Here is a 20,273-nt window from a genome sequence, read left to right on the forward strand (position 1 = left end):
CAATTATTTATCCGCGCCCAGCATTTGCTTCATGCTGCGCGCAAAGTTAACTAAGCGCTTCTTTATACTGCGCTTGATTTTGACGTCAATGCCGCCGAACACTATCAACCCTTCAATCACTATAGTGGGTACCTGGCGTCTATGTATAACCGGGGGGAGATCGATGGTGTTGCCACCGAGAATGCAGAAAGCCCGGGATACCACGTTGACGTTTTCCGGCACATAAATATTGTCACCACCAAACAGGCAAAACACTCTGATGGTTACCTGCTGACTGGTAAATACCGCCTGACTAAAATCCAGCTCAGAGCCTCCCATAATACTGACACTGGTGATCTCAGTGGGCACAACCCACGCCCCGGTTCGCGTGCTACCGCCCAGTACACTAAAAATTGTTTCATTTTCAGTCCGCCGACCTGCATCGTAAGTGACATCAAAGGCACTGCTGCGACTGCGCTCATATTCCTTGGATATCTGATGTGGTAAATCCTGCGCCTGCGCTTCGATCTCGGTCGCGTCCGCACTTTCCATCGCAATATCTAGGCGCCGCTCAAAAGCTTCAAGCGACAATGCTCCCTGCCCATAATTATAAATAAGCTTATCAATGACCTGTTCACGTACTTGCTCTATGGGTTGATCCTGCAAAGGTACTGACATATTTAGCATCCTTGTGGCTAATAGATGACTTAAACCGCGGTGGTAACAAGCAATTCCCACACCAAAAGTAAATTCCTTGTTAATCAAAAGATTACAAAAAACCAAACTGAGCCATAAGGTTATTCGGCACAAATAATGGTCAATTAAACCACTTTCTGTGCTTCCCTTATGCTTTTACAGCAAAGGCGATTGGGGCATAGTGGTGATAGACATCCACAACCAGGGAGCGACGTGTGGCCGCTAACACTAAGCAAACCTTTCTACTGCTGTCCCGCGGACAATGGCATAAGAACCTGTCAGCCGAAGACATTCAAATGGCTATCGACGCATTTTATCTTTGGTATGAAGACAATCTGGCTAAGGGCCAATTTGGTCCGGGTTCGCGACTGGACACACAGATCCGCAAAGTATCCAGTCAAGGCATAACCGACGGCCCATTCACCGAAACCAAAGAAGTTATTGGCGGTTATTGGTTTATTCTTGCAGACAACATAGATGAAGCCGCCAAATTGGCCGCTCAGAATCCCTGCATGGCCTGTGGGTTGGAATATGAAATCCGCCCTTTGGATGCCACACCCGCCAATGCGTTAATGACTAGCAATGAAACACCGCAATAAAGTAGACACAGATGCTGCTGTTCATTATTCATCATTCATCGTGACTCTCCGGCCCCCATTATTTTGGGTTTCAGCACAACAGTTTTCGCATTTTTCCTGAACCTAGTGACAGATTGGTTAACCTGGCATTCTCAGCGGACATCTTTCTGTCATCTGTTGCCGAGTGCGGGCTGATATTCTAAGGTTGAATCTTGCAAAGCAGTAATACTTGCCAGTTTGCAAATAGCTGATAGCATGCAGCGGTTTTCGCCTGGTAACAGGCCCGTACCTTGTTCAAAATGGTTCTGCCACTGGCAGGATGGCGTCTAACAAGGGCGCCGGAACACAACTTTAGAGGATAATGCCCTATGTCTCGCGTTTTGATCATTGGCGCCGGTGGTGTCAGTACCGTAACAGTCAAAAAATGTGCTCGTTTACCTGAGCATTTTGATGAAATTTATCTGGCCAGCCGCACTGTGTCGAAATGTGAAGCGCTGCAGCAGGAATGTGGCGCTGACCGGGTCAAGGGCGTATTCGCCGTAGACGCCGACGATGCCAAGCAAGTAGCCGAGCTTATCCGCAAGGTACAACCGGATTTGGTGGTCAACCTGGCCCTGCCTTATCAGGACCTCCCCATCATGGACGCCTGTTTAGAAACCGGCGTGGATTACCTGGATACCGCTAACTACGAACCCAAAGATGAAGCCAAGTTTGAATATTCCTGGCAGTGGGCGTATCAGGAGCGCTTTGAAAAAGCTGGTCTGATGGCACTTTTGGGCAGCGGTTTTGATCCAGGCGTAACCAACGTCTACACCGCTTATGCGGCCAAACACTATTTCGACGAAATCCACTATCTGGATATCGTTGACTGTAACGGCGGCGATCACGGTAAGGCATTTGCCACCAACTTCAACCCGGAAATCAATATCCGTGAAATCACCCAGCGCGGTCGTTTCTGGGAAAACGGCGAGTGGAAAGAAACCGATCCTTTATCAGTACGTGAAGACCTGGATTACCAGAATATCGGTGTTCGTGCTTCTTACCTGATGTTCCACGAAGAGCTGGAATCATTGGTTAAGCACTTCCCTACTCTGAAACGTGCGCGTTTCTGGATGACCTTTGGTGAAGCCTACCTAACCCACCTGCGTGTGCTGGAAGGGATCGGCATGACCAGCATTGCGCCTATCGACTTCCAGGGCCAGCAAATTGTGCCATTGGAATTCCTCAAAGCCGTGCTGCCTAACCCTGGTTCACTTTCTGAGGGCTATGAAGGGCAAACTTGTATCGGTACCTACATCACAGGTATTAAGGATGGCAAAGAGAAGACCATCTTTATCTACAATAACTGTGACCACCATGCCTGCCACGAAGAAGTGGGCGCACAGGCAGTGTCCTACACCACTGGTGTACCGGCAATGATTGGCGCCGCCCTGATGCTCAACGGCACCTGGAAAAAGCCTGGCGTATGGAATATGGAACAGTTCGACCCCGATCCTTTTATGGACATGCTTAACAAGCACGGCCTGCCTTGGCACGTGATTGAGTGCGATAGCCCGTTTAAGAAATAAGGGTTAAAAAGGGCGAATTTATTCGCCCTTTTAGTTAATGGACTTATCCAGTATCAACGTTGAATACTGGTCAGTGAACAGAACATAACCGAGGATGCGGCCTTGAACGATCCGATCATGAATCCACAAATTCCCTCCCCATGCTATGTGTGTGAGGAAAGCAAACTGGAAACCAACCTGCAGTTGATGGAGCGGGTGCAGAAAGAAGCTGGGGTGAATATTATCCTGGCCCTCAAAGGTTTTTCCATGTGGTCCACCTTTCCGTTAGTCGGGCAGTATCTGCAAGGTTGTACCGCCAGTTCAGTATGGGAAGCCAAACTGGCTAAATATGAAATGGGTAAGGAAGTACATGCTTACTCCCCAGCCTATAAGCCGGCGGATATTGATGAGCTGGTTAAGCTGGTTAACCATATCTCCTTTAATAGCCTGGGCCAGTATCAGCGCTATAAAGATCAGGTGGCCGCCGCCGGTATTTCTATGGGTTTGCGCATTAACCCTGAGCACCGCGAAGCAGAAACCGAGTTATATGACCCCAGCGCGCCTGGTTCCCGCTTAGGGATTATGGCTAAGGATTTGGAAGGAGTGGACCTGTCAGGAATTGAAGGCTTCCACGTACACAATTTATGTGAATGTGACTCCTTTGCTGCCGAGCGGACTTTGAAAGCCGTAGAGCAGCGTTTTGCTAAATACCTGCCCAAGCTTAAGTGGTTAAACCTGGGTGGCGGCCATTTGATGACCCGCCAGGGTTATGATGTGGATCATCTGATTGCCACACTTAAAGCCTTCCGTGAAAAATACGACCTGGAAATCATTCTGGAGCCAGGCTCTGCAGTGGCCTGGCAAACCGGTCCTCTGGTGGCCGAAGTGGTAGATATTGTGCACAACGAAGGCCCAATCGCTATTTTGGATATCTCCGCCACTGCGCATATGCCAGATGTACTGGAAATGCCCTACCGCCCGGCCATTCGCGGCGCTGGTCTGCCGCAAGAGAAAGCCTATACCTATAAGCTTGGCGGTAACTCTTGCCTGGCAGGCGATGTCATAGACCTGTATAGCTTCGATCACGAGCTGCAAATCGGTGAACGCATTATCTTTGAAGATATGATTCACTACACTATGGTCAAAACCACCTTCTTTAACGGGGTGGAGCATCCTTCCATTGGTATTTTGCAAAAAGACGGCAGCTTTAAGCTGGTGCGAAAATTCGACTATGAAGATTTTCGCGATAAGTTGTCCTGAAGATAAGACGTTTAGAAAAGCCCCGCCCTGCGGGGCTTTTTATATTCAGCAGACTGGCTTTATCTGTGTCTCTCCATGCGTTTGGAGACAAGGTTTGGCAGTTTAACTACAGCCCCGTCAAGTCACTAGCCATACTGTGTTTTGGCCGTTCAACCATACGATGGGTCTCTATACCCTGATCCAACACGATAATGGTTGGCGTATAGCGCAGCTTGTATTGTTTATACAAGCCACTGGGTTCCTGTTTATTACGATCTACCGGCACCAGTTGCAGCCAGGCAGGGTTAACCTGGGACTCATCCAAGAGTTTCAGTAGTCTGGGCACTTCGCGCTTGCTGTCATGACACCAGTCACCATAAAACACCAATACCCCTTTGCCGCGCAATGCCGTCATCTTGCGCAATTCGTCTCTGCTGGGCACATAAGCCTCGTATTCGGCGCGAAATGCCGGATCTTCAAGCAACAGGCTACGGGATGTTGGCGCAGGGGTGTCGGCTTGCCCGTTTGACCGCTCAGGGGATTGTGAAGGCGCATCCTCTGCGGTCATCATACATCCACTTAACAACAGGAGCAGTGGCACAATAAACTGAACTTTCATTATCTGTCCTTGCAAAAAAGGACGCTCACCTTACCCAATTTAGGCGCATGGGAAAAGCCTTGTCTGGTCGGAGCAAGGCTTATTGAAAAAAACCGTAGTCTGGCTTTGGCCGGCTTCCTCAGACTAAGGTTGCCAGCATATCATCACTGTATTCAACGAGGTTTTCCTGCTTACGCACCTTGGCCACATAGTCCGGATTAGCAATAAAAGGCCGGCCGATAGCAATAAGATCAAATTTATCATCGCCTATGGCCTTAGCCGCCTCAGGCGCACTAAAACCACCAACCCCCACCAGAGTTTTATTGTAACGCTGACGCACATAGGCCGAGGCGCGCCCGCCCAAATAGTCAAACTCCATGCTGTCATCAAAAATACCGATATGCAGATAGGCCAGCTCTCTGTTTTGCAACTCGCCTAACAGATAATCGAAGACCTGACGATCGCGGGCATCCCCCTGCATATTAAAATAGGCCCCTGGCGAGATTCTAAGGGCGGTTTTCTCCCAGCCGATACGCGCTGCAATAGCATCAGTGACTTGCAGTGCAAAGCGACTCATATTTTCTGGCGTGCCACCGTATTCATCAGTGCGCTTGTTGCTATCGTGATGCAGGAACTGGTCAATCAGATAGCCGTTAGCACCATGAATTTCCACCCCATCGAATCCGGCTTCAATGGCATTGGCGGCGGCTTGGGCATAGTCTTCGACTAACTGGTGTATTTCTTCCACACTGGCGGGCTTAGGTGTGACATAAGTCAGGTCACGACGACGGGGCACTGTGCCTTCAACTTTTTCAGCCGAGGGCGCTAATACATCACCGCCACCAAAAAAATGCGGATGTGCCACCCGGCCTGTATGCCAAAGCTGTGCAAATATCTTACCGCCAGCACGATGCACGGCACCGGTGACCTGCTTCCAGCCCTCAATCTGTGCAGCGTTATACAACCCCGGCGTATTGGGATAACCCTGGCCGTCGGGACGAATAATGGTCGCTTCACTGATAATCAGTCCTGCATCGGCACGGCGTGCATAGTAAGCGGCCATATCAGCAGTAGGCACCAGGTCATCGTCGGCCATACAGCGGGTTAACGGCGCCATCAGAATGCGGTTGTTTAGCTCAATCTGGGCATTGAGGCGAAAAGGATGAAAAAGAATGTCCGACATAACGGGCTCCAATTTTGAATGAGCATTCAAGATAGACATTCTTGAACGATCACTCAAGAACTTTTTTGAACAAACGCTCAAATATAGATATATAATCGCCCCGATAGAGGAGATAAAGATGCGCCAGGCTGAATTTGATCGTGAACAGGTATTAAGAAGTGCCCTGAAAGCTTTTCTAAATAAAGGCTATGGCAAAACCAGCATGCAGGATCTGACCAAGGCAACCGGCTTACACCCCGGCTCTATTTATTGTGCCTTTGGTAATAAGCGCGGCTTACTGGTGGCCTCGGTGGAGCAGTACAAAGCGGACAGAGACGCTCAGTTTGCGGCGACGTTTCCAAGCGATGCACCGGTTTTACCTTGCCTTAAACGCTATCTTGATGAACTGGTCAATGAATGCCACAGCTGCGACAGCAGCCGCGCCTGTTTTTTGGTGAAAGCCCTGAACGAAATGGCCGACCAGGATGCAGAATTACAAGCCGAGCTGAGCACCAGTCTGGAGTCTTGGCAGGCCGCCTTAGAGGCGCAAATTCAACGCGCCAAAGACCAGGGCGAACTGGCCGCAGACAAAAACCCGGCAGTGCTTGCCCGTTATCTGGTTATGGGTATCTACGGCCTTAGAACCTACGCGCAAACCCACCCACAGCGCGAGGTACTACAGCAGCTAGCCGACCAGCTTTATTTGAGTATTTGTCACTAGCAGTATCGACTCACAAAGCTTAATGCAGGGGCAGTCTATGCCCAATGACACGCTGGAGCCCTCATCCGCCAGTGGTATCTCCCTGACGTTGTGTTTGCGCGGGAGTCTGGCCAAAGAACTGCCTGTATGCCAGAGTAAAATTACTCACATGCCTATACCCTACCGCAAATGCCGCCGACTTCACCGCTCGGCCCTGATTCTCAATCAGAAATTTTGCCTGGTAAAGACGCTCACGCCTTAGGAACTCCGCAAAGCTACACCCTTGCCTGACCTTAAACAATGATTGCAGACGATACTGACTAAGGCCGATCTTTCTAGCTAAATCCTCCAAACGAAAAGGGAAGGATAAATCGGCCCGCACGAGATTAAGCAACTCCTCAAAACGCTCAGCCTCCCACAAAGGCGCGTCTTTGCCAGCTGCACTTTGCTGCTGTACAAAAGTTTTAATCAGCTCGGCGTAAATTCCCAAGGTCAGGCTCTCCAGCACCATAGACTGCATAATGCCATTGGCACTGGCCGTAAATATCTCAGATGCCATTTTTCGCACCCTGTTCTGATAGCGTATGGTGTGTAAGTTAATGCCTGATTCTGGTACAGCGAGCTTGGCTTTTAGCAGCTCCTTCTCCGCCGAGCCAGCAGAGTTCAGCACCCAGTCAATGTCTGCAGCTACCCCTACATGCCGGATAACCTGTTCCGCTGGAAAATGAAACAAGGTGCCGGGATGACGAACCCGAAATAGCATGGCACTTCGTGCGCAGGATTTATGCCTTTTACCGTCATCACCTTCCATCTCATACTGGCCGGATAACAACAACTGACTACAGAGTAACTTTGGCATAGTTTCTTCTGTTGAGGCCCCCTGAATAACACAGGGTTTCTCCACTCTGAATTCGGCCCGGTATAAATACAACTTGTTGGAAAAGGAGAGCTTATCCAGACGTCCAGTACCGGCCTCTAAGGGAAGAGAAAATGTATTACCGTCAAAATCCCATTGTTGACTTGATAACAGTTTTCTATCCATAAGGCCGTACTCCCAAAGTTTTCTAAAACTACAATAACGCAATATAAGTCTCAGAAAAACAATCTCTTATAAGAGCCCGTATTGATTTGACCCGAAAATAATAAAGGCGCTCAAAAATCATAAAACCATTTAATTGTCTCAATAGTTTCAAATAGTTACATTTTTCATCTGTGGTCGTTATGGAATTAGTCGCACTATGTATCAATTCCCACAGAATCCTGTTTCAAGCTCCGTTCAGCCTGCCAATCCAGTTCGTCGTTCCTTGTTGGCGAAAGCAGTACAACTAGCACTTAGCAGCACTCTGCTTGTTCCAGCTATTAGCCTTGCCAATCCAGAAGGTGCGAATGTCCTTCACGGCGATATTCAAATAGAAGTCGACGGCAATAAAATGCGTATAGACCAGTTAAGTCAGCTGGGCATTGTCAACTGGGACAGCTTTTCTATCGGTGAAAGTGAGCAACTGGACATCCAGCAACTTGGGTTAGACTCCGCACTGCTCAACCGGGTAACAGGGGCTGACCCCTCCGAGCTTTTAGGTCGTTTGAGTGCCAATGGCCGGGTTTATGTAGTCAATCCAAATGGGGTTTTGGTGGGGGAAGGGGCGCACATAAACACCGCCGAGTTTATTGCCTCGACCTTGGATATTGCTGATGCAGACTTCCTCTCTGCCGGCGTCAATACCTTTAGTGGTGACAGTAACGCTCCTGTTATCAACTTGGGTAGCATTACCGCCGACTCCGGTGATGTCATTCTGATTGCCCAGGTGGTTGAAAACGCTGGCCATATCAAAGCAGCCCAAGGCACGGGGGCACTGGCTGCCGGCAACAAAGTCCTATATCGCCCCGAAGCAGAGCAAAAAATATTTATCGAGTCAGGCCTAGCGCAGACACACCATAGCGGTGTAACCAATCAAGGCTGGATTGAGGCCGCCGAAGCAGAGCTAAAAGCGGCCGGTGGTTCAGTCTATGAACTCGCCATAAACCAAAGCGGTATCATTCGCGCTACTGGTGTAACAGAGCAACAAGGACGGGTAATACTCACTGCCGACGCTGGCAGCATTCTTCATAGCGGTGAAATCAGTGCACACCGCCATGATGGCCATGGCGGCGAGGTTTATATCGGTGGCGGATATCAAGGAAAGGACAGCAACCTTGCTAATGCAAGCACTGTGCAGGTAACAGAAACCGCCAGCATAGATGTAGCAGCGCAATCTTCCCAAGGTAACGGAGGGACGGCCATTGTTTGGGCCGATCAACAAACGGATTTTTTTGGTCAGATATTTGGACAAGGCGGTGCAACTCAAGGCGATGGGGCGTTTGCTGAAGTCTCAGGCAAGCACACCCTGAATTATTGGGGACAGGCTTTCCTCAATGCCACAAATGGCCGTGTTGGTACGCTGTTACTGGATCCAGACAAAGCCGTAATCAGCACCGCAACAGATGATCAGAGTAATGGTATTTTCAACAATCTAGTACTGGAAACCAATCTCGGTAATGCCAATGTGATTGTCAACTCCTCAGGCTGGGGAGACGGTATGAACAGCTTTGGGGATATTGAAGTCAATGCCCCGGTTAGCTGGAGTAGCGCCAATACTCTGACATTGCAGGCCAATGGTGCCATCTTGATCAATGCAGATATTACGGCCAGTGCAGGTAACCTTGATTTTCAGGCTGGCTTCCATGACATGATGCCGGGAAATGCCATTACGCTAAACGCGGCGAATAGTATTAGTGCGCAAACACTTAGTCTGGGCCAGAATGCAGACGCCGTGCTACCAGGAATGAATCCACTTCCTCCTAATTCACGCCAATTAAGAGCTATTGACCTGGCTGGCCGCCTGAGCCTGGCAACCCTGGATATCAAAGTTGAAAACCTTGGGATCGACAGAGTTGATATCACCCACAGTCAAAATGCCATTCAAACCCTCACCAGTTCAGTGACAACAGGAGACATAACCAATGGCCTGACTCTGATAAACGGGAATCACCCCTTGTTGGTGAGTGGTCAATTCAATACAGGCTATAACGCTGACTTGACGATTCATACCGGTGGTGATTTAACCTTAAACTCAGGGACCCTACTCAGCAGCACAAATAACGGCAACATCATCCTGGCCAGCAGCAGTGGCAGCTTTACCAATCAAGCTGGTGCCACAGCCTTACAGCCGGGTAGCAGTGGGCGTTTTTTAGTGTATTCCGACGACCCGGCCAACATGACCCCTGGCGGCCTCATTGCCAAGCCGGTTTACGACAAACATATCAATACTGATACACCCAATAGTATCAGTGCCAGTGGTAATCGCTTTTTATATTCTTTAGCGCCAGTACTGACTCTCACCGCTGATGACCTGACTCGCGGGCAAGGCAGCGCCAATCCAGCCTTAACCTTTAGCCTCAGCGGATTGGTTGGTGGCGACTTAATAAGTGATGCATTCAGCGGCGCGCCAGCCTTAACAACCAGCGCAGATGCCAGCTCGCCTATTGGCAGCTATAGCATCAACATCAACCAGGGCAGCTTGGTCTTATCTGACTACAACTACGGTCTGAACCTGGTAGATGGTCTACTCAACGTGACGGGCGATAAAATACTCTTTATCACCGCCGACGATATCAATCGTTTCTTTGGTGACCCCAACCCTGACTTCACTGCGACTTACAGTGGATTTCAAGGGACTGACAATGCCAGCTTGCTGGATGGCTTCAGCATTAACTTTAGTACCGCCGCTACCTCTCAATCAGATGTCGGTACCTATGACATTATCCCTTCAGGTGCCGCCACAGTAAGCGATTACAGCATTACTTATCAAAACGGTACGCTCACCATCAACCCCAGATTACTGACCATTCGTGCTGATAACTATCAAATCGACTTTTTGGACGATGCGCCTACTTATACCGCTAGTTTTAATGGCTTAGCCAACTTCCACACTCCGGCCCATTTTGGAGGATTAGTCTTTACCCCCCCTAGCATAACGGGCGCGGGGAGTTATCAGATTGGTGTGCATGGCGTAACTGATCCCAATTACAGCATCAATTTTCTCCCCGGCACTCTGACTGTCAATCCAAGAACAATTCAGGCCCATATTGCCAACGCCAGCAAAGTATACGGCCAGACCAATCCGGCCTTCTCCATATCCTTTTCTAACCTGGCAGGCCATCATCACAGTATCATTGACACCAGTGGGCTGACATTTAGCACCGCCGCCAGCCGCTACTCTGATATTGGCAAGTATCGGATTTACGCCCATGGCATCAGTGACAGTAATTTCATCATTAATTACCAAACCGGAAATCTGCAAGTATTGCCGGCCAGCTTGGTGATACAGGGCGACTGGATAAACCGTACTTATGGCGATCCGAATCCAGCATTAACCTATAGCGTAAATGGTTTGCTGGGCACTGATACCCTAAGTGATGCAGTAACGAATTTCAGTATCTCCACCTTGGCAGATATCTATTCAGATGTCGGTGCCTACGGCATAAACTTAGAGGGTCAGAGCACAGGGAACTACCAGGTACAGTTTATTGATGGCCGCCTGAACATTCAGCACGCCATCCTTAATCAGGTTCTCATAGCCGATGCCAACCGCGTTTTTGGCGACTCAAACCCGGTCTTTTCCATGCAAGTCGATGGATTGAAAAACGGTGACACCCTGGCTGATCTCAACTTCGAATTGTTCAGCAATGCTAATCCAGGCTCATCGGTGGGCACTTACACTATTCATGCCCGCTTTATTAATGATGGTAATTATGTGGTGTCGCCACTGGCCGTAAACCCCGGTACGCTGACAATCCAACCTAGGCCCCTGACCATCACGGCAAACGACATTAGCCGAGAATATGGCTTAGCCAATCCAGAATTTAGCGCTAGCTTTGATGGGCTAGCGCCATTCCACAGCGCCGCTGATATTCAGGGTTTAACGTTCTGGACACCGGCGAATATATCTTCCCACGTTATGGACTACGGCCTGAATCTCAACGTCGGTTTCAACCCCAATTACGCTATTACGCTGCAAAGCGGTACCTTATCGGTCACCCCCGCCCCCATTTATTTCGAGACCTTTAATACCCAGACTTATTACGGTGATAACCCAAATGCCGTGGCCGTAGCTAACTACAAGAGTGGACTGAGAAACGGTGATAGCTATGCTTCGCTGGGAATTCAGGTGGACGCCGGAGGGGCAATTAATGCGGGGGTGCATCCGGTCAACATCAGCCTTAGCAATGCAAACTATAGGGTAGCGGCCCATAACGGCACCATCGAAATTCTTCCGCGCCCTATCACCTTGTCTATCATGGGCCGCAGCCGCATGTATGGTGACGCCTTCAGCCAGCCTCTGCTGGTCACAACGGGAGGTTATGGGTTGGTCGACCCTCAGGATGAGGTGTTTGCCTTCACTAACCTCCCATCAATCGATGCTGATGTAGATACCTATCTGGTTGGCGCAGAGCTAATTAACCCAAATTACTCCCTGCTGCATGTAGACCAAGGGATAGTCACTGTGACACCACGCATTATCGCTATTAAACCGGTAAACGCGGGGCATACGTATGGTGATGTATTCAGTGGCACCGACTACCTGGTAACGGGCGCATTTGGTTTGGCTCCCTTTCATCAGATTGACGACATCGTCGCCGATAGCCACTACATTCAATTTACCCGCGGTGTTCATCATGGCTTTACTTACGCCTATGAGCGTATTGGCGAAGGAGAAGGTGCTGACTTTTTACAAAGTCTGCTGGATGCAAGTCCCACCTTCGGTCAGCAGATTACTCCTGGCGGGTATCAGGTAAAGGCATTGTTCACCGACACAGCACTGAGAAACTACCATATCATCAGCGCCCCGGGTGCCCTGTCGGTGGTCCCTAGGCCGGTGACAGTTAACGTGCAAGACGCAGAGGGCATTCGCAATCAATTTATCAATGCTGTGCTGGCCAGCGTGGATAATCTGGCTCCTCAGGATGTGGGGTTGAGTGCCTTCAGTCTGTTCCCGGATCTACGTTTTGAGTTACTACCTTTCGACGCAGAACCCAAAACGCAAAAAGCCATAGAAGTCGTTGATGTACCTCTAGCCCCGGCTCTGACCGATGAAGAGTTCTTAGCTCGTTATCAGCCGGCTCAGTCCCAACCCACAGACACGCAGCAGGATAGTGGTCTGCCACAAAATGGGCCCGTTACTGTAGATACGCCGGATACCGATTCCACGGTTATTCCCATTGAGATCAAAGTAGATGATCCTGAAGGCTCAGTGATAACCATCACCCCTTTGGATGAGATTTCGGTCTCTACCACTCAAATTGTAACTATCTATGATGGCAACACCACAACGCATGATAGGGAAGCACAGCAAGACAGTCGCCTGACCACAGAGACTCTGACTATCAGGCCCATCTTCATGGCCAATGATAACTATGTAGTAACAGCGGTGAATCTTGGCACTATGACCATTCACCCAGATCCTAAAGAAGTGGCCGCAGCCAAGGAAGAGCAGCGTCTGGAGGCATTACACAACCTGCTCTACGATCCCAGCTATACATCGGGTGACCTGACTATTCACACCAATATGGCGCTGGGATTTACCAGAGAAACCATTCCTGTTGCCATTGATGCCCTTGATTGGATCATCAATATGCAAAGAGAACAAGGCAGCAATATGTTGTGGGAACTGATCAAAAGCAAGATGCCGATCAGGGATCAGAACCGTGGTTATCGCCATACACTGGAGTTATTTATAGCTGACCTGCATATCAACCCAGATACGCAGGCATTCATGACCCAGATCATGAAAGATTATGCCCACGCGATGATGCGCGGCGATATTCAGGCCTCGACACCGGCCCAACAGCTTTACAAAGCAAAACTGGAAAGCTACATGGGCGCCGCCAAAGAGGGCTTTGCGCGTAAAATAGAGAAAAACATCGAGGCCTATAAAAACAGAAATAGTCCCGCGTCACGTGAACTGTTTGAGCGAAATCAGTTGCTAAAAGACAATCGAGCACAGCTAGACACGACCCTGTCACAATTGCAAAGCACGCTCGAGGACCTGGAGGCCCTCAAAGACAGCGATGGCAATATTTTAGATGCCGCCGCACAAAGCTTATTGCAGGCCCGAGCGGATCTGCTTTCACAGGCCTTGGCTGAACTGGAAGCCAAGCACCAACAAATAAAAAGCCCGGAAGCTATTCAGGCCAGACTCACTGCAATTCAAGCCTTAGGAGGTGGCATCAATATGGCTGACACCTTATTAGGTGGTGACATCCCCTATAAGGACATTGTCAATGATTCCCTTACAGAGATGGCCGAGGAGAGCATCAGTCTGATTGCTTCTAACAGCGTGGCACAGGCCAGTAGCACTGGCGCCATTATTGCGGCCAACGCTGGTCTCTTAGCAAGCAGCACCAACCTTATTATTTCTCAGAGCGCCAATGAAGCACTTAAAGTCGCAGCGCAAGGCAGTCTCGAGTTCCTTGAGGAAGTGGGCGAGGAGGTGGTTGAAAAAGCCGTGAAAAAAGGCGTGAAAACCTTGGTCAAAAAAGGCGCCAGTAAAGTCCTGTCAAAAATATTTATCCATGCCACTAGAGAATCGATAAAAGGCGGAGCGTCCTTGTTATCAACCCACGCAGGGGCATTGTCCGGCGCCATGAATGGCATAGGCTTTGGTTTGTCCGTTGGCATATCCCGGGCCATCATCATTGCCGAATTGGCCGATGGTGAAGCTTTTGCCAACCAACTGACCGAAAACGCCAGTAGCCGCAACTTGAATCTGGTGGCTGATAAAATGGAAGGTTACCAGGCCACGGCCAACGAAAATACCGCCGTACAAATCGACAACACACTTTTTAAACTTGGCTTTGCAGCCATGATGAGCGGCCAGCCACCAGCCGAACTTTCCAGCGGTTACAACATTATATGATGCCCATGAAAACAAAAAACATGCTCCTCAGCTTAGCGCTGGTGAGCCAGTTTAGTGCCGCTGAGCCAACAGAACAGCAAGACGCAAGCCTGACAATTCCTCATCTTGGTGCGCAGCCGGGGGAAAAGGTGCTGGTGGAACGTTTTAATCAATTGGATTTGGTGGGGAGTGACGATTTGCCTTACCCAACCGATCTGAGCGAGCCGCTGCATTTGAGCCAGGTACCAGAGGTTTTTACCCGCCCTGATTTTGAGTTGCTGTTGCTCGACTATATAGCACAACCTATTTCCCAGCCGTCGCTTAACCGCCTCACCAGGTCTATCCGCCTGTACCTGGCCGGTGAAGGTGCCCCCTATTCCCTTGTCTATCTGCCGGAGCAAGATATTACTGACGGCAGGGTTAGGGTGGTCGTTAAACCCACTCGTATCAATGCTATTGAAGTTCAGGGCAACCAATATTTTGATAGCCAGTCTTACCTCAAGGATCTGCCACTAAAGGCGGGAGATATTCTTGACACTCAGGATTTGCAACCCGCTATTGAATCCTTAAATAGCAGTGACTACCGCAATGTCAGCATCAAACTCAGGCGGGGGACAGAGCCCGGCACCACAGACCTGATACTACTGACTCAAGAACAAAAACCCTGGCAAGTATTCGTTGGTTACAACGACTCTGGCAGCCTGGCGACGGATGAAGACAGGCTGACCACAGGTTTTAGCTTGGGTCATCTTTTTAGCACGGATCACCAATTTTCCATGCAATGGTCAAGTGATCCCCAAGCACAGTATTCACGTTCCTTGTCGTTCAACTATCAATTACCACTCGATGCAACACGTAACTTAAGCTTTATCGGTAGTTACAGTGAGTCCGAGGCCCAAGTGCCTGAGCCGATGGAAATGCAAGGCAAAAGCTGGCAAGTGGGGGCCCGTATGGACTGGTCACTACCAAACGTCGGACAATTTCAGCAAAACCTAGAAATGGCATTGGACTTTAAGGCCAGTGATAACAACCTGGATTTTATTCTGCCACCTTTTACCATTGCTGTGACTGACAACCTGACCGAAATTCTGCAGTTTGGCTTAACTTACGGATTAGTGTTGCCCGATTCATACGGCTACACGCAGGGCAGTATTAATCTGATCCTGTCTCCCGGCGGTCTAACCCATCACAATCAGGATGATGACTTTGCCGCTACCCGGGCCGGCGCCGAATCAGACTATCTTTACGCACGTCTGGACATATTGCGTGCCATATCACTGAATGCCATAGTTGATGGCCTAAGTTGGCAGTTAAAGGGGGCTTACCAACAAGCTTCAGGTAACCTGCTGGGAAGTGAGCGTTTTTCTGCGGGAGGACAGGGAACAGTAAGAGGCTATGAGCAAGGCGAAGTCATTGGTGACGAAGGCCTGCTACTTAGCCAGGAGCTTAAGCTTCCTCCCTTTTCTGTTGCCCAATGGCTTGGTTATGGCCAGCAGGATCAACTGGGATTTTACTTATTTCAGGACTTTGCCCGCACCTGGAATGTAGAGCCACTACAAGGCGAGCGAGCCTTTAAATTGCATAGCCTGGGGGCTGGTTTACGCTATTACTATGGACGTAATTTGTCTGCGCACCTGGCCTATGGCTGGCAACAACGCCAAAGCGGCAGCTCAGACAGCGGTGACCGCCAACGGCTTAATCTTAATTTTCGCTTCAGTTATTAGCGATCATCTGTTTTTCCTGTAGAGATTCCAACAAAAAATCCGGCCCCTAAGAGCCGGATTTTTTACTTTCAATAACAGCTTAATAATAGATATTAAGCTGATACACAGCCATTACTCTGTGGCGGGATACAAGCTATCCCACCACTGTGGCTGGCCTTTGAGGTGTTTATCAAAATACGCCAGCATTGTTGCCCACCAATGGAAGGTCTTCTCACGGGCCAGAATATGGTGGTTGTCGCCTTTGTACTCCACCAGATCCACATCCTTACCTAACAGCTTCAGCGCGGTATACATATTCTGACTCTCGCCTGGCGGCACGTTGGTATCCGCATCACCATGGATAAGTAACATAGGATTGCTGACCTTATCAGCATGGAATACCGGGCTATGCTGGCTGTACAGATCGGTATTATTCCAGGGGAAACTGCCACGCGACGCCACACCCGAATACATGGCGCCCCACCAGCCCTGCCCCCAGTAGCTGGTCAGGTTAGAGATGCCGGCATGAGAAATAGACGCGGCAAACATATCCGTCTGGGTGGCCAGATACATGGTCATAAAGCCGCCATATGAAGCACCAAGGTGGCCGACTTTATCGGCATCTACAAAGGGATGCGCGGCCAAAAAGGCCTTAGTACCGTCAATGATGTCTTTAGCGGTATAGTCACCCCAGGCGTTAACATGCTTGGCAGAAAAGTCCTGACCAAAGCCATATGTGCCGGTAGGCTGCAACACATACACTACATAACCATTGGCTGCCCAGTGGTTAAAGGGGTAGCGGCCGGTAAAGGCGCGGCTGACCGGCGCGGTGCCACCGTAGTAATACACCAGGGCTGGATACTTAGCGGCTTTATCCAGATCGTGCGGCAGGTATACCCGCCCCTCGATAGTCACACCCTCGGCATTAACAAAGTTAAATTCCTCAAGTTGGGGAATACGGGTATCGGCGTAGCTGCCCATTGAATCCCACAGCTTTTCGGCTTTGCGTCCAACCCGCTGCTTAAACATGGCCTGTGGGCTGGATGCTGTTGTACCGGCATATAGAAGTTCGGCTTTATCATCTGGCGTTGCTGCCCAATAGCGCACCACATCCAACTGTTCAGACAGCTCCTGATACTTGCCTTTACTCACATCGAACAGGAACAGCGGCGAGCGGTCAGCCTTAGATACCGATAACAGCAGGTCATCGTTATCCTGTACTTGCATGCTACTGATGGCTGGATCAAAGTCTTTGGATAAGGCTTTAATCTGCTCACCCTGATAATCCATATGATACAGCTGGCCGTCGTAGTCATTGGCAACCAAGCCAGCACTGAGGTTAAGTCCAACACCACCGGCAAAGTTTGGCCCACCAATCACATACAGACCATTTTTGGCATATTTTGCATCGTTAAAGGCCAGATAGTCGCCAATCTTGCGCTCTGTGCCACTGGTCAGCTCCAGTTCAAACAATGCGGTTTTACCGTGCGGCGGCTGACTGTAATCCACTACCGAACGGGAAAACAGCAAGGTTCCGCGTTTTACGTCGCTATCCAGCAGATGGCTACTGGCGCTGTCTTTGGTGAGCTGACGAATCATACCGCTGGCAATATCCAGCACGTATAGCTGACTGTTGTCACGCCAACCGCTCCAGCGATCTTCCAGCGCCTGGAAATGCTTAACCAGCTTACCGTCGTCTTTACCTTCTTTATTCCAGCTAAACACCACCTGACTATTACCCACAAAAGTAAAGCCGCTGGCGTCTTTTAGTTCTGCGGTTAGGGTTGTTTTTTGCTGATTCTTCAGATTCAGTAATTGCAGCTTATTGTCTTTGCTAAATAACAAGTGCTGGTTATCGGGACTAAATACCGCACCGGAAGGGCGGCCGTCCCAGCGCTGCACAACCTGCATACCATCCAGCTTTACCAATTCGGTGCGGCTATCGGGGCTGTCGCCCTTGTCATCATTAAAGCTTTTGTAACTGACCAGTGCATAATCACCGTTATCAGACAGGCTCAAACCAGAGACCACTTCCGCATCGAAAAGCTGCTTGGCCGACAAACGCTTATTCCCTTGGGTTTGGCTGACTTGATCGCTGTCGGTTTTACCGACAAAGTCGAATGCCAAGGCTTCATCCGTCTTGCTGCCTGAAGCCAGCACAAACAAACTGTGCTCCCCGGTGGTCATCGTCAGCGTAAAGCCCTTATCCCCTTTTGCCAGCTTTTCACCGTTAAGATACAGGCTGGGTTTCTCAAGCCCCGTTACCACCAGTTCCCCTTGGGTATAGCGATCAACGCTTAACTGCGTTTTGTATAATGACAAGGCTTTCTCGTCGGGGGTGAATTGGCTTAATGACTGCCAATTGTAGGCCTTACCGAACAGCTTAACCTTGCTCGCCTTATCATTGGCCAGACGGGTTTGCAGATTATGATAAATGGCGTCCTGATGCGGGCCATCCTGCAGCAGACCTGCATCAACCGGCCCCAGAGCCTGAATATTGTCGTTATGTAAAGGTGCAGCCACCAGCGGAGCAGAAAACGCCACCAACAGTGCCAGAATAGTTTTTTTCATTGTTGTCCTTGATAGCAAATCACTATTGCAACCAAGAGCATATCAAAGGGGATAAAGTGGGGCTAACTCAATGCGCCGGGCACGACAATTCGCTAGAGAAACAACCCAGAATACTGGATAACGGGAATCGCTAATTCTCCCAGAAAGGATGCAGCCTATTGCGGCTTGTGTGCCGCAGGCAAAGACTGCCCCACCGGACGACATTGTGTCAGGGCAAAAATACGTGCATAAAATGCGAATATCTGTTGCATAAAACCTCTCAGACCACAGTATTGATAGCCTAATATTTTACGCCTCTGGAAATTTTTTGTTGTTTTATTACAGTTATTTGTTTTTTATCTTTTTGATCGCTGATAACAAATTTCAAACAAGTGACAAATAAACCATGAAATACAACAAATTAATGTGCAACCAGATAGAAAGGGGGGAACCGCCTCCCATTCAGAATGAAAATAAGTGAAATTTAATTACCGTTTTTGCGGCGACGACATAACAAGTAATACCACAATCCCGTGACAAACAACGGCAATGGTATTAAACCAGCTACAAGCAACACCAATCGATAGCTCTCGCCACCCACAGCCGCCATATGCAACGGATACATCAAATTATAAAAACGTTGGCCAGTACCGAAGTCATCGGCTAGTTGAGCGGCAATAACCCGTTGCCCGTCCGCCTCAAGCATTAAGCGAGAACGACCGTTAGGGTGCCATTCGTTTATTGACTTGGCTCGCAGGGAAATTGCGTCTGATTCGTCACTGCGCAGACTCAGCAGGCGAAACTCCATCTGTGGCCAATAATCAACAGCGCTGTTTAATGCAGCCTGCCAATCTGTTACCGCCAGTGGCTGAGGGGTAACGGTAACGGATTGAGCCACAGTCGGCGGATCATTCAATAGCCAGCTAAGTAGCGGACGAACCTGAGCGGAGAAGATCAGCGCCAGAGCAGTAAGCAAGGCCAGTAGTTGCAAGGGAGAAGATAAACTAGCAATACTGGTATGCCATTGGCGCAGTGTACGTAAGTCGGCTTTAGGACTGGGCAGACGCCACAATTGACGGCGAAAATGTCGCGGCCACCACTGTACAAGCCCAGCGACAAACATAACCAATACGCCCAAGCCCAGATAACCCATGACCAGCCTGCCGTCTTTACCGGTCAGCAGATGTAAGTGGAAATCGTATAGCCAACCGATAAGGTCACTGTGGGCCGCTCTTATCAGCCTGAGATTAGCCTGATGATCATAATAATGGCGATCATCACTATGGGTAACCGCTTCCAGCCAGGGAGCCTCAGCCTCCGGTAATTTAATGTAGCGAAAGCGAGGGTCGGCTTGCAGTTGATTGACCAGCGGCCCCCAGATACTAATATCCGTCACCAATTCAATCTCCCTTAACTCTGGGTATTGAATGCGTAACAAGGGATTTTTATACAGCAGCAAAGCACCGCTAAGGCTAACCAGCAGAAGATAAATGCCAAGCCATAGCCCTAACCAGCGGTGCAGTTGCCGCGCGCTCATCTAGTATTATCCAGCCAGGAAAACTCCGGCCCCTTAACCAGGTATCCCAC

The 20,273-nt window shown here is 49.6% G+C and carries 12 protein-coding genes; 6 read left to right on the plus strand and 6 right to left on the minus strand.

Annotation, left to right across the window (positions count from 1 at the left end; all coding sequences use genetic code 11):
• Nucleotides 1-3: 3 nt before the first annotated feature.
• Nucleotides 4-657 (minus strand): LiaF domain-containing protein, encoded by a 654-nt coding sequence (locus IEX02_RS02100; protein ID WP_188689583.1) that lies wholly within the window; start codon nt 655-657, stop codon nt 4-6.
• A gap of 233 nt (nt 658-890) precedes the next feature.
• Here IEX02_RS02100 and IEX02_RS02105 point away from each other — a divergent pair, with 233 nt between their 5' ends.
• The 3 genes from IEX02_RS02105 to nspC all read left to right on the plus strand — a co-directional run bounded on the left by IEX02_RS02105 (nt 891) and on the right by nspC (nt 4,060).
• Complete coding sequence (locus IEX02_RS02105) at nt 891-1,274, plus strand: YciI family protein (RefSeq protein WP_229701993.1); 384 nt, start codon at nt 891-893, stop codon at nt 1,272-1,274.
• Nucleotides 1,275-1,621: 347 nt separating this feature from the next.
• Nucleotides 1,622-2,821 (plus strand): saccharopine dehydrogenase family protein, encoded by a 1,200-nt coding sequence (locus tag IEX02_RS02110; protein ID WP_188689586.1) that lies wholly within the window; start codon nt 1,622-1,624, stop codon nt 2,819-2,821.
• A 102-nt stretch (nt 2,822-2,923) separates the two neighbouring features.
• Entirely contained in the window at nt 2,924-4,060 is a 1,137-nt protein-coding gene (gene nspC, locus IEX02_RS02115) for a carboxynorspermidine decarboxylase (protein ID WP_188689589.1), read from the plus strand.
• A 106-nt stretch (nt 4,061-4,166) separates the two neighbouring features.
• Here the strand turns inward: nspC and IEX02_RS02120 are convergent, their stop codons facing one another.
• On the minus strand, nt 4,167-4,658 hold the full coding sequence (locus tag IEX02_RS02120; RefSeq protein ID WP_188689595.1) for a TlpA family protein disulfide reductase: 492 nt from the start codon (nt 4,656-4,658) through the stop codon (nt 4,167-4,169).
• A 118-nt stretch (nt 4,659-4,776) separates the two neighbouring features.
• On the minus strand, nt 4,777-5,820 hold the full coding sequence (locus tag IEX02_RS02125; RefSeq protein ID WP_229701995.1) for an alkene reductase: 1,044 nt from the start codon (nt 5,818-5,820) through the stop codon (nt 4,777-4,779).
• Between the two features lie 118 nt (nt 5,821-5,938).
• Here IEX02_RS02125 and IEX02_RS02130 point away from each other — a divergent pair, with 118 nt between their 5' ends.
• Complete coding sequence (locus tag IEX02_RS02130) at nt 5,939-6,520, plus strand: TetR/AcrR family transcriptional regulator (RefSeq protein ID WP_188689600.1); 582 nt, start codon at nt 5,939-5,941, stop codon at nt 6,518-6,520.
• A gap of 61 nt (nt 6,521-6,581) precedes the next feature.
• Here the strand turns inward: IEX02_RS02130 and IEX02_RS02135 are convergent, their stop codons facing one another.
• Entirely contained in the window at nt 6,582-7,541 is a 960-nt protein-coding gene (locus IEX02_RS02135; protein ID WP_188689603.1) for a helix-turn-helix domain-containing protein, read from the minus strand.
• A 196-nt stretch (nt 7,542-7,737) separates the two neighbouring features.
• On the opposite strand from IEX02_RS02135, the gene IEX02_RS02140 reads away from it, so the two are divergent.
• Nucleotides 7,738-14,454, plus strand: a complete 6,717-nt coding sequence (locus IEX02_RS02140; RefSeq protein WP_188689606.1) for an MBG domain-containing protein — start codon at nt 7,738-7,740, stop codon at nt 14,452-14,454.
• Between the two features lie 5 nt (nt 14,455-14,459).
• A complete protein-coding gene (locus tag IEX02_RS02145; RefSeq protein WP_188689608.1) occupies nt 14,460-16,157 on the plus strand; it encodes a ShlB/FhaC/HecB family hemolysin secretion/activation protein in 1,698 nt (565 codons plus the stop codon).
• Between the two features lie 111 nt (nt 16,158-16,268).
• Here IEX02_RS02145 and IEX02_RS02150 read toward each other — a convergent pair whose 3' ends face one another.
• Both IEX02_RS02150 and IEX02_RS02155 read right to left on the minus strand, forming a co-directional pair.
• Complete coding sequence (locus IEX02_RS02150; protein ID WP_188689611.1) at nt 16,269-18,707, minus strand: S9 family peptidase; 2,439 nt, start codon at nt 18,705-18,707, stop codon at nt 16,269-16,271.
• Nucleotides 18,708-19,170: 463 nt separating this feature from the next.
• On the minus strand, nt 19,171-20,223 hold the full coding sequence (locus IEX02_RS02155) for a PepSY-associated TM helix domain-containing protein (RefSeq protein ID WP_188689614.1): 1,053 nt from the start codon (nt 20,221-20,223) through the stop codon (nt 19,171-19,173).
• Nucleotides 20,224-20,273 lie beyond the last annotated feature (50 nt).

The sequence above is a fragment of the Bowmanella pacifica genome (genome assembly GCF_014645355.1).
GTDB lineage: Bacteria > Pseudomonadota > Gammaproteobacteria > Enterobacterales > Alteromonadaceae > Bowmanella > Bowmanella pacifica.

Coding starts and splice junctions, on each gene's coding strand:
- IEX02_RS02100 (WP_188689583.1), bottom strand. CDS start 657: ATGTCAGTACCTTTGCAGGATCAACCCATAGAGCAAGTACGTGAACAG.
- IEX02_RS02110 (WP_188689586.1), top strand. CDS start 1,622: ATGTCTCGCGTTTTGATCATTGGCGCCGGTGGTGTCAGTACCGTAACA.
- IEX02_RS02120 (WP_188689595.1), bottom strand. CDS start 4,658: ATGAAAGTTCAGTTTATTGTGCCACTGCTCCTGTTGTTAAGTGGATGT.
- IEX02_RS02125 (WP_229701995.1), bottom strand. CDS start 5,820: ATGTCGGACATTCTTTTTCATCCTTTTCGCCTCAATGCCCAGATTGAG.
- IEX02_RS02130 (WP_188689600.1), top strand. CDS start 5,939: ATGCGCCAGGCTGAATTTGATCGTGAACAGGTATTAAGAAGTGCCCTG.
- IEX02_RS02135 (WP_188689603.1), bottom strand. CDS start 7,541: ATGGATAGAAAACTGTTATCAAGTCAACAATGGGATTTTGACGGTAAT.
- IEX02_RS02140 (WP_188689606.1), top strand. CDS start 7,738: ATGTATCAATTCCCACAGAATCCTGTTTCAAGCTCCGTTCAGCCTGCC.
- IEX02_RS02145 (WP_188689608.1), top strand. CDS start 14,460: ATGAAAACAAAAAACATGCTCCTCAGCTTAGCGCTGGTGAGCCAGTTT.
- IEX02_RS02150 (WP_188689611.1), bottom strand. CDS start 18,707: ATGAAAAAAACTATTCTGGCACTGTTGGTGGCGTTTTCTGCTCCGCTG.
- IEX02_RS02155 (WP_188689614.1), bottom strand. CDS start 20,223: ATGAGCGCGCGGCAACTGCACCGCTGGTTAGGGCTATGGCTTGGCATT.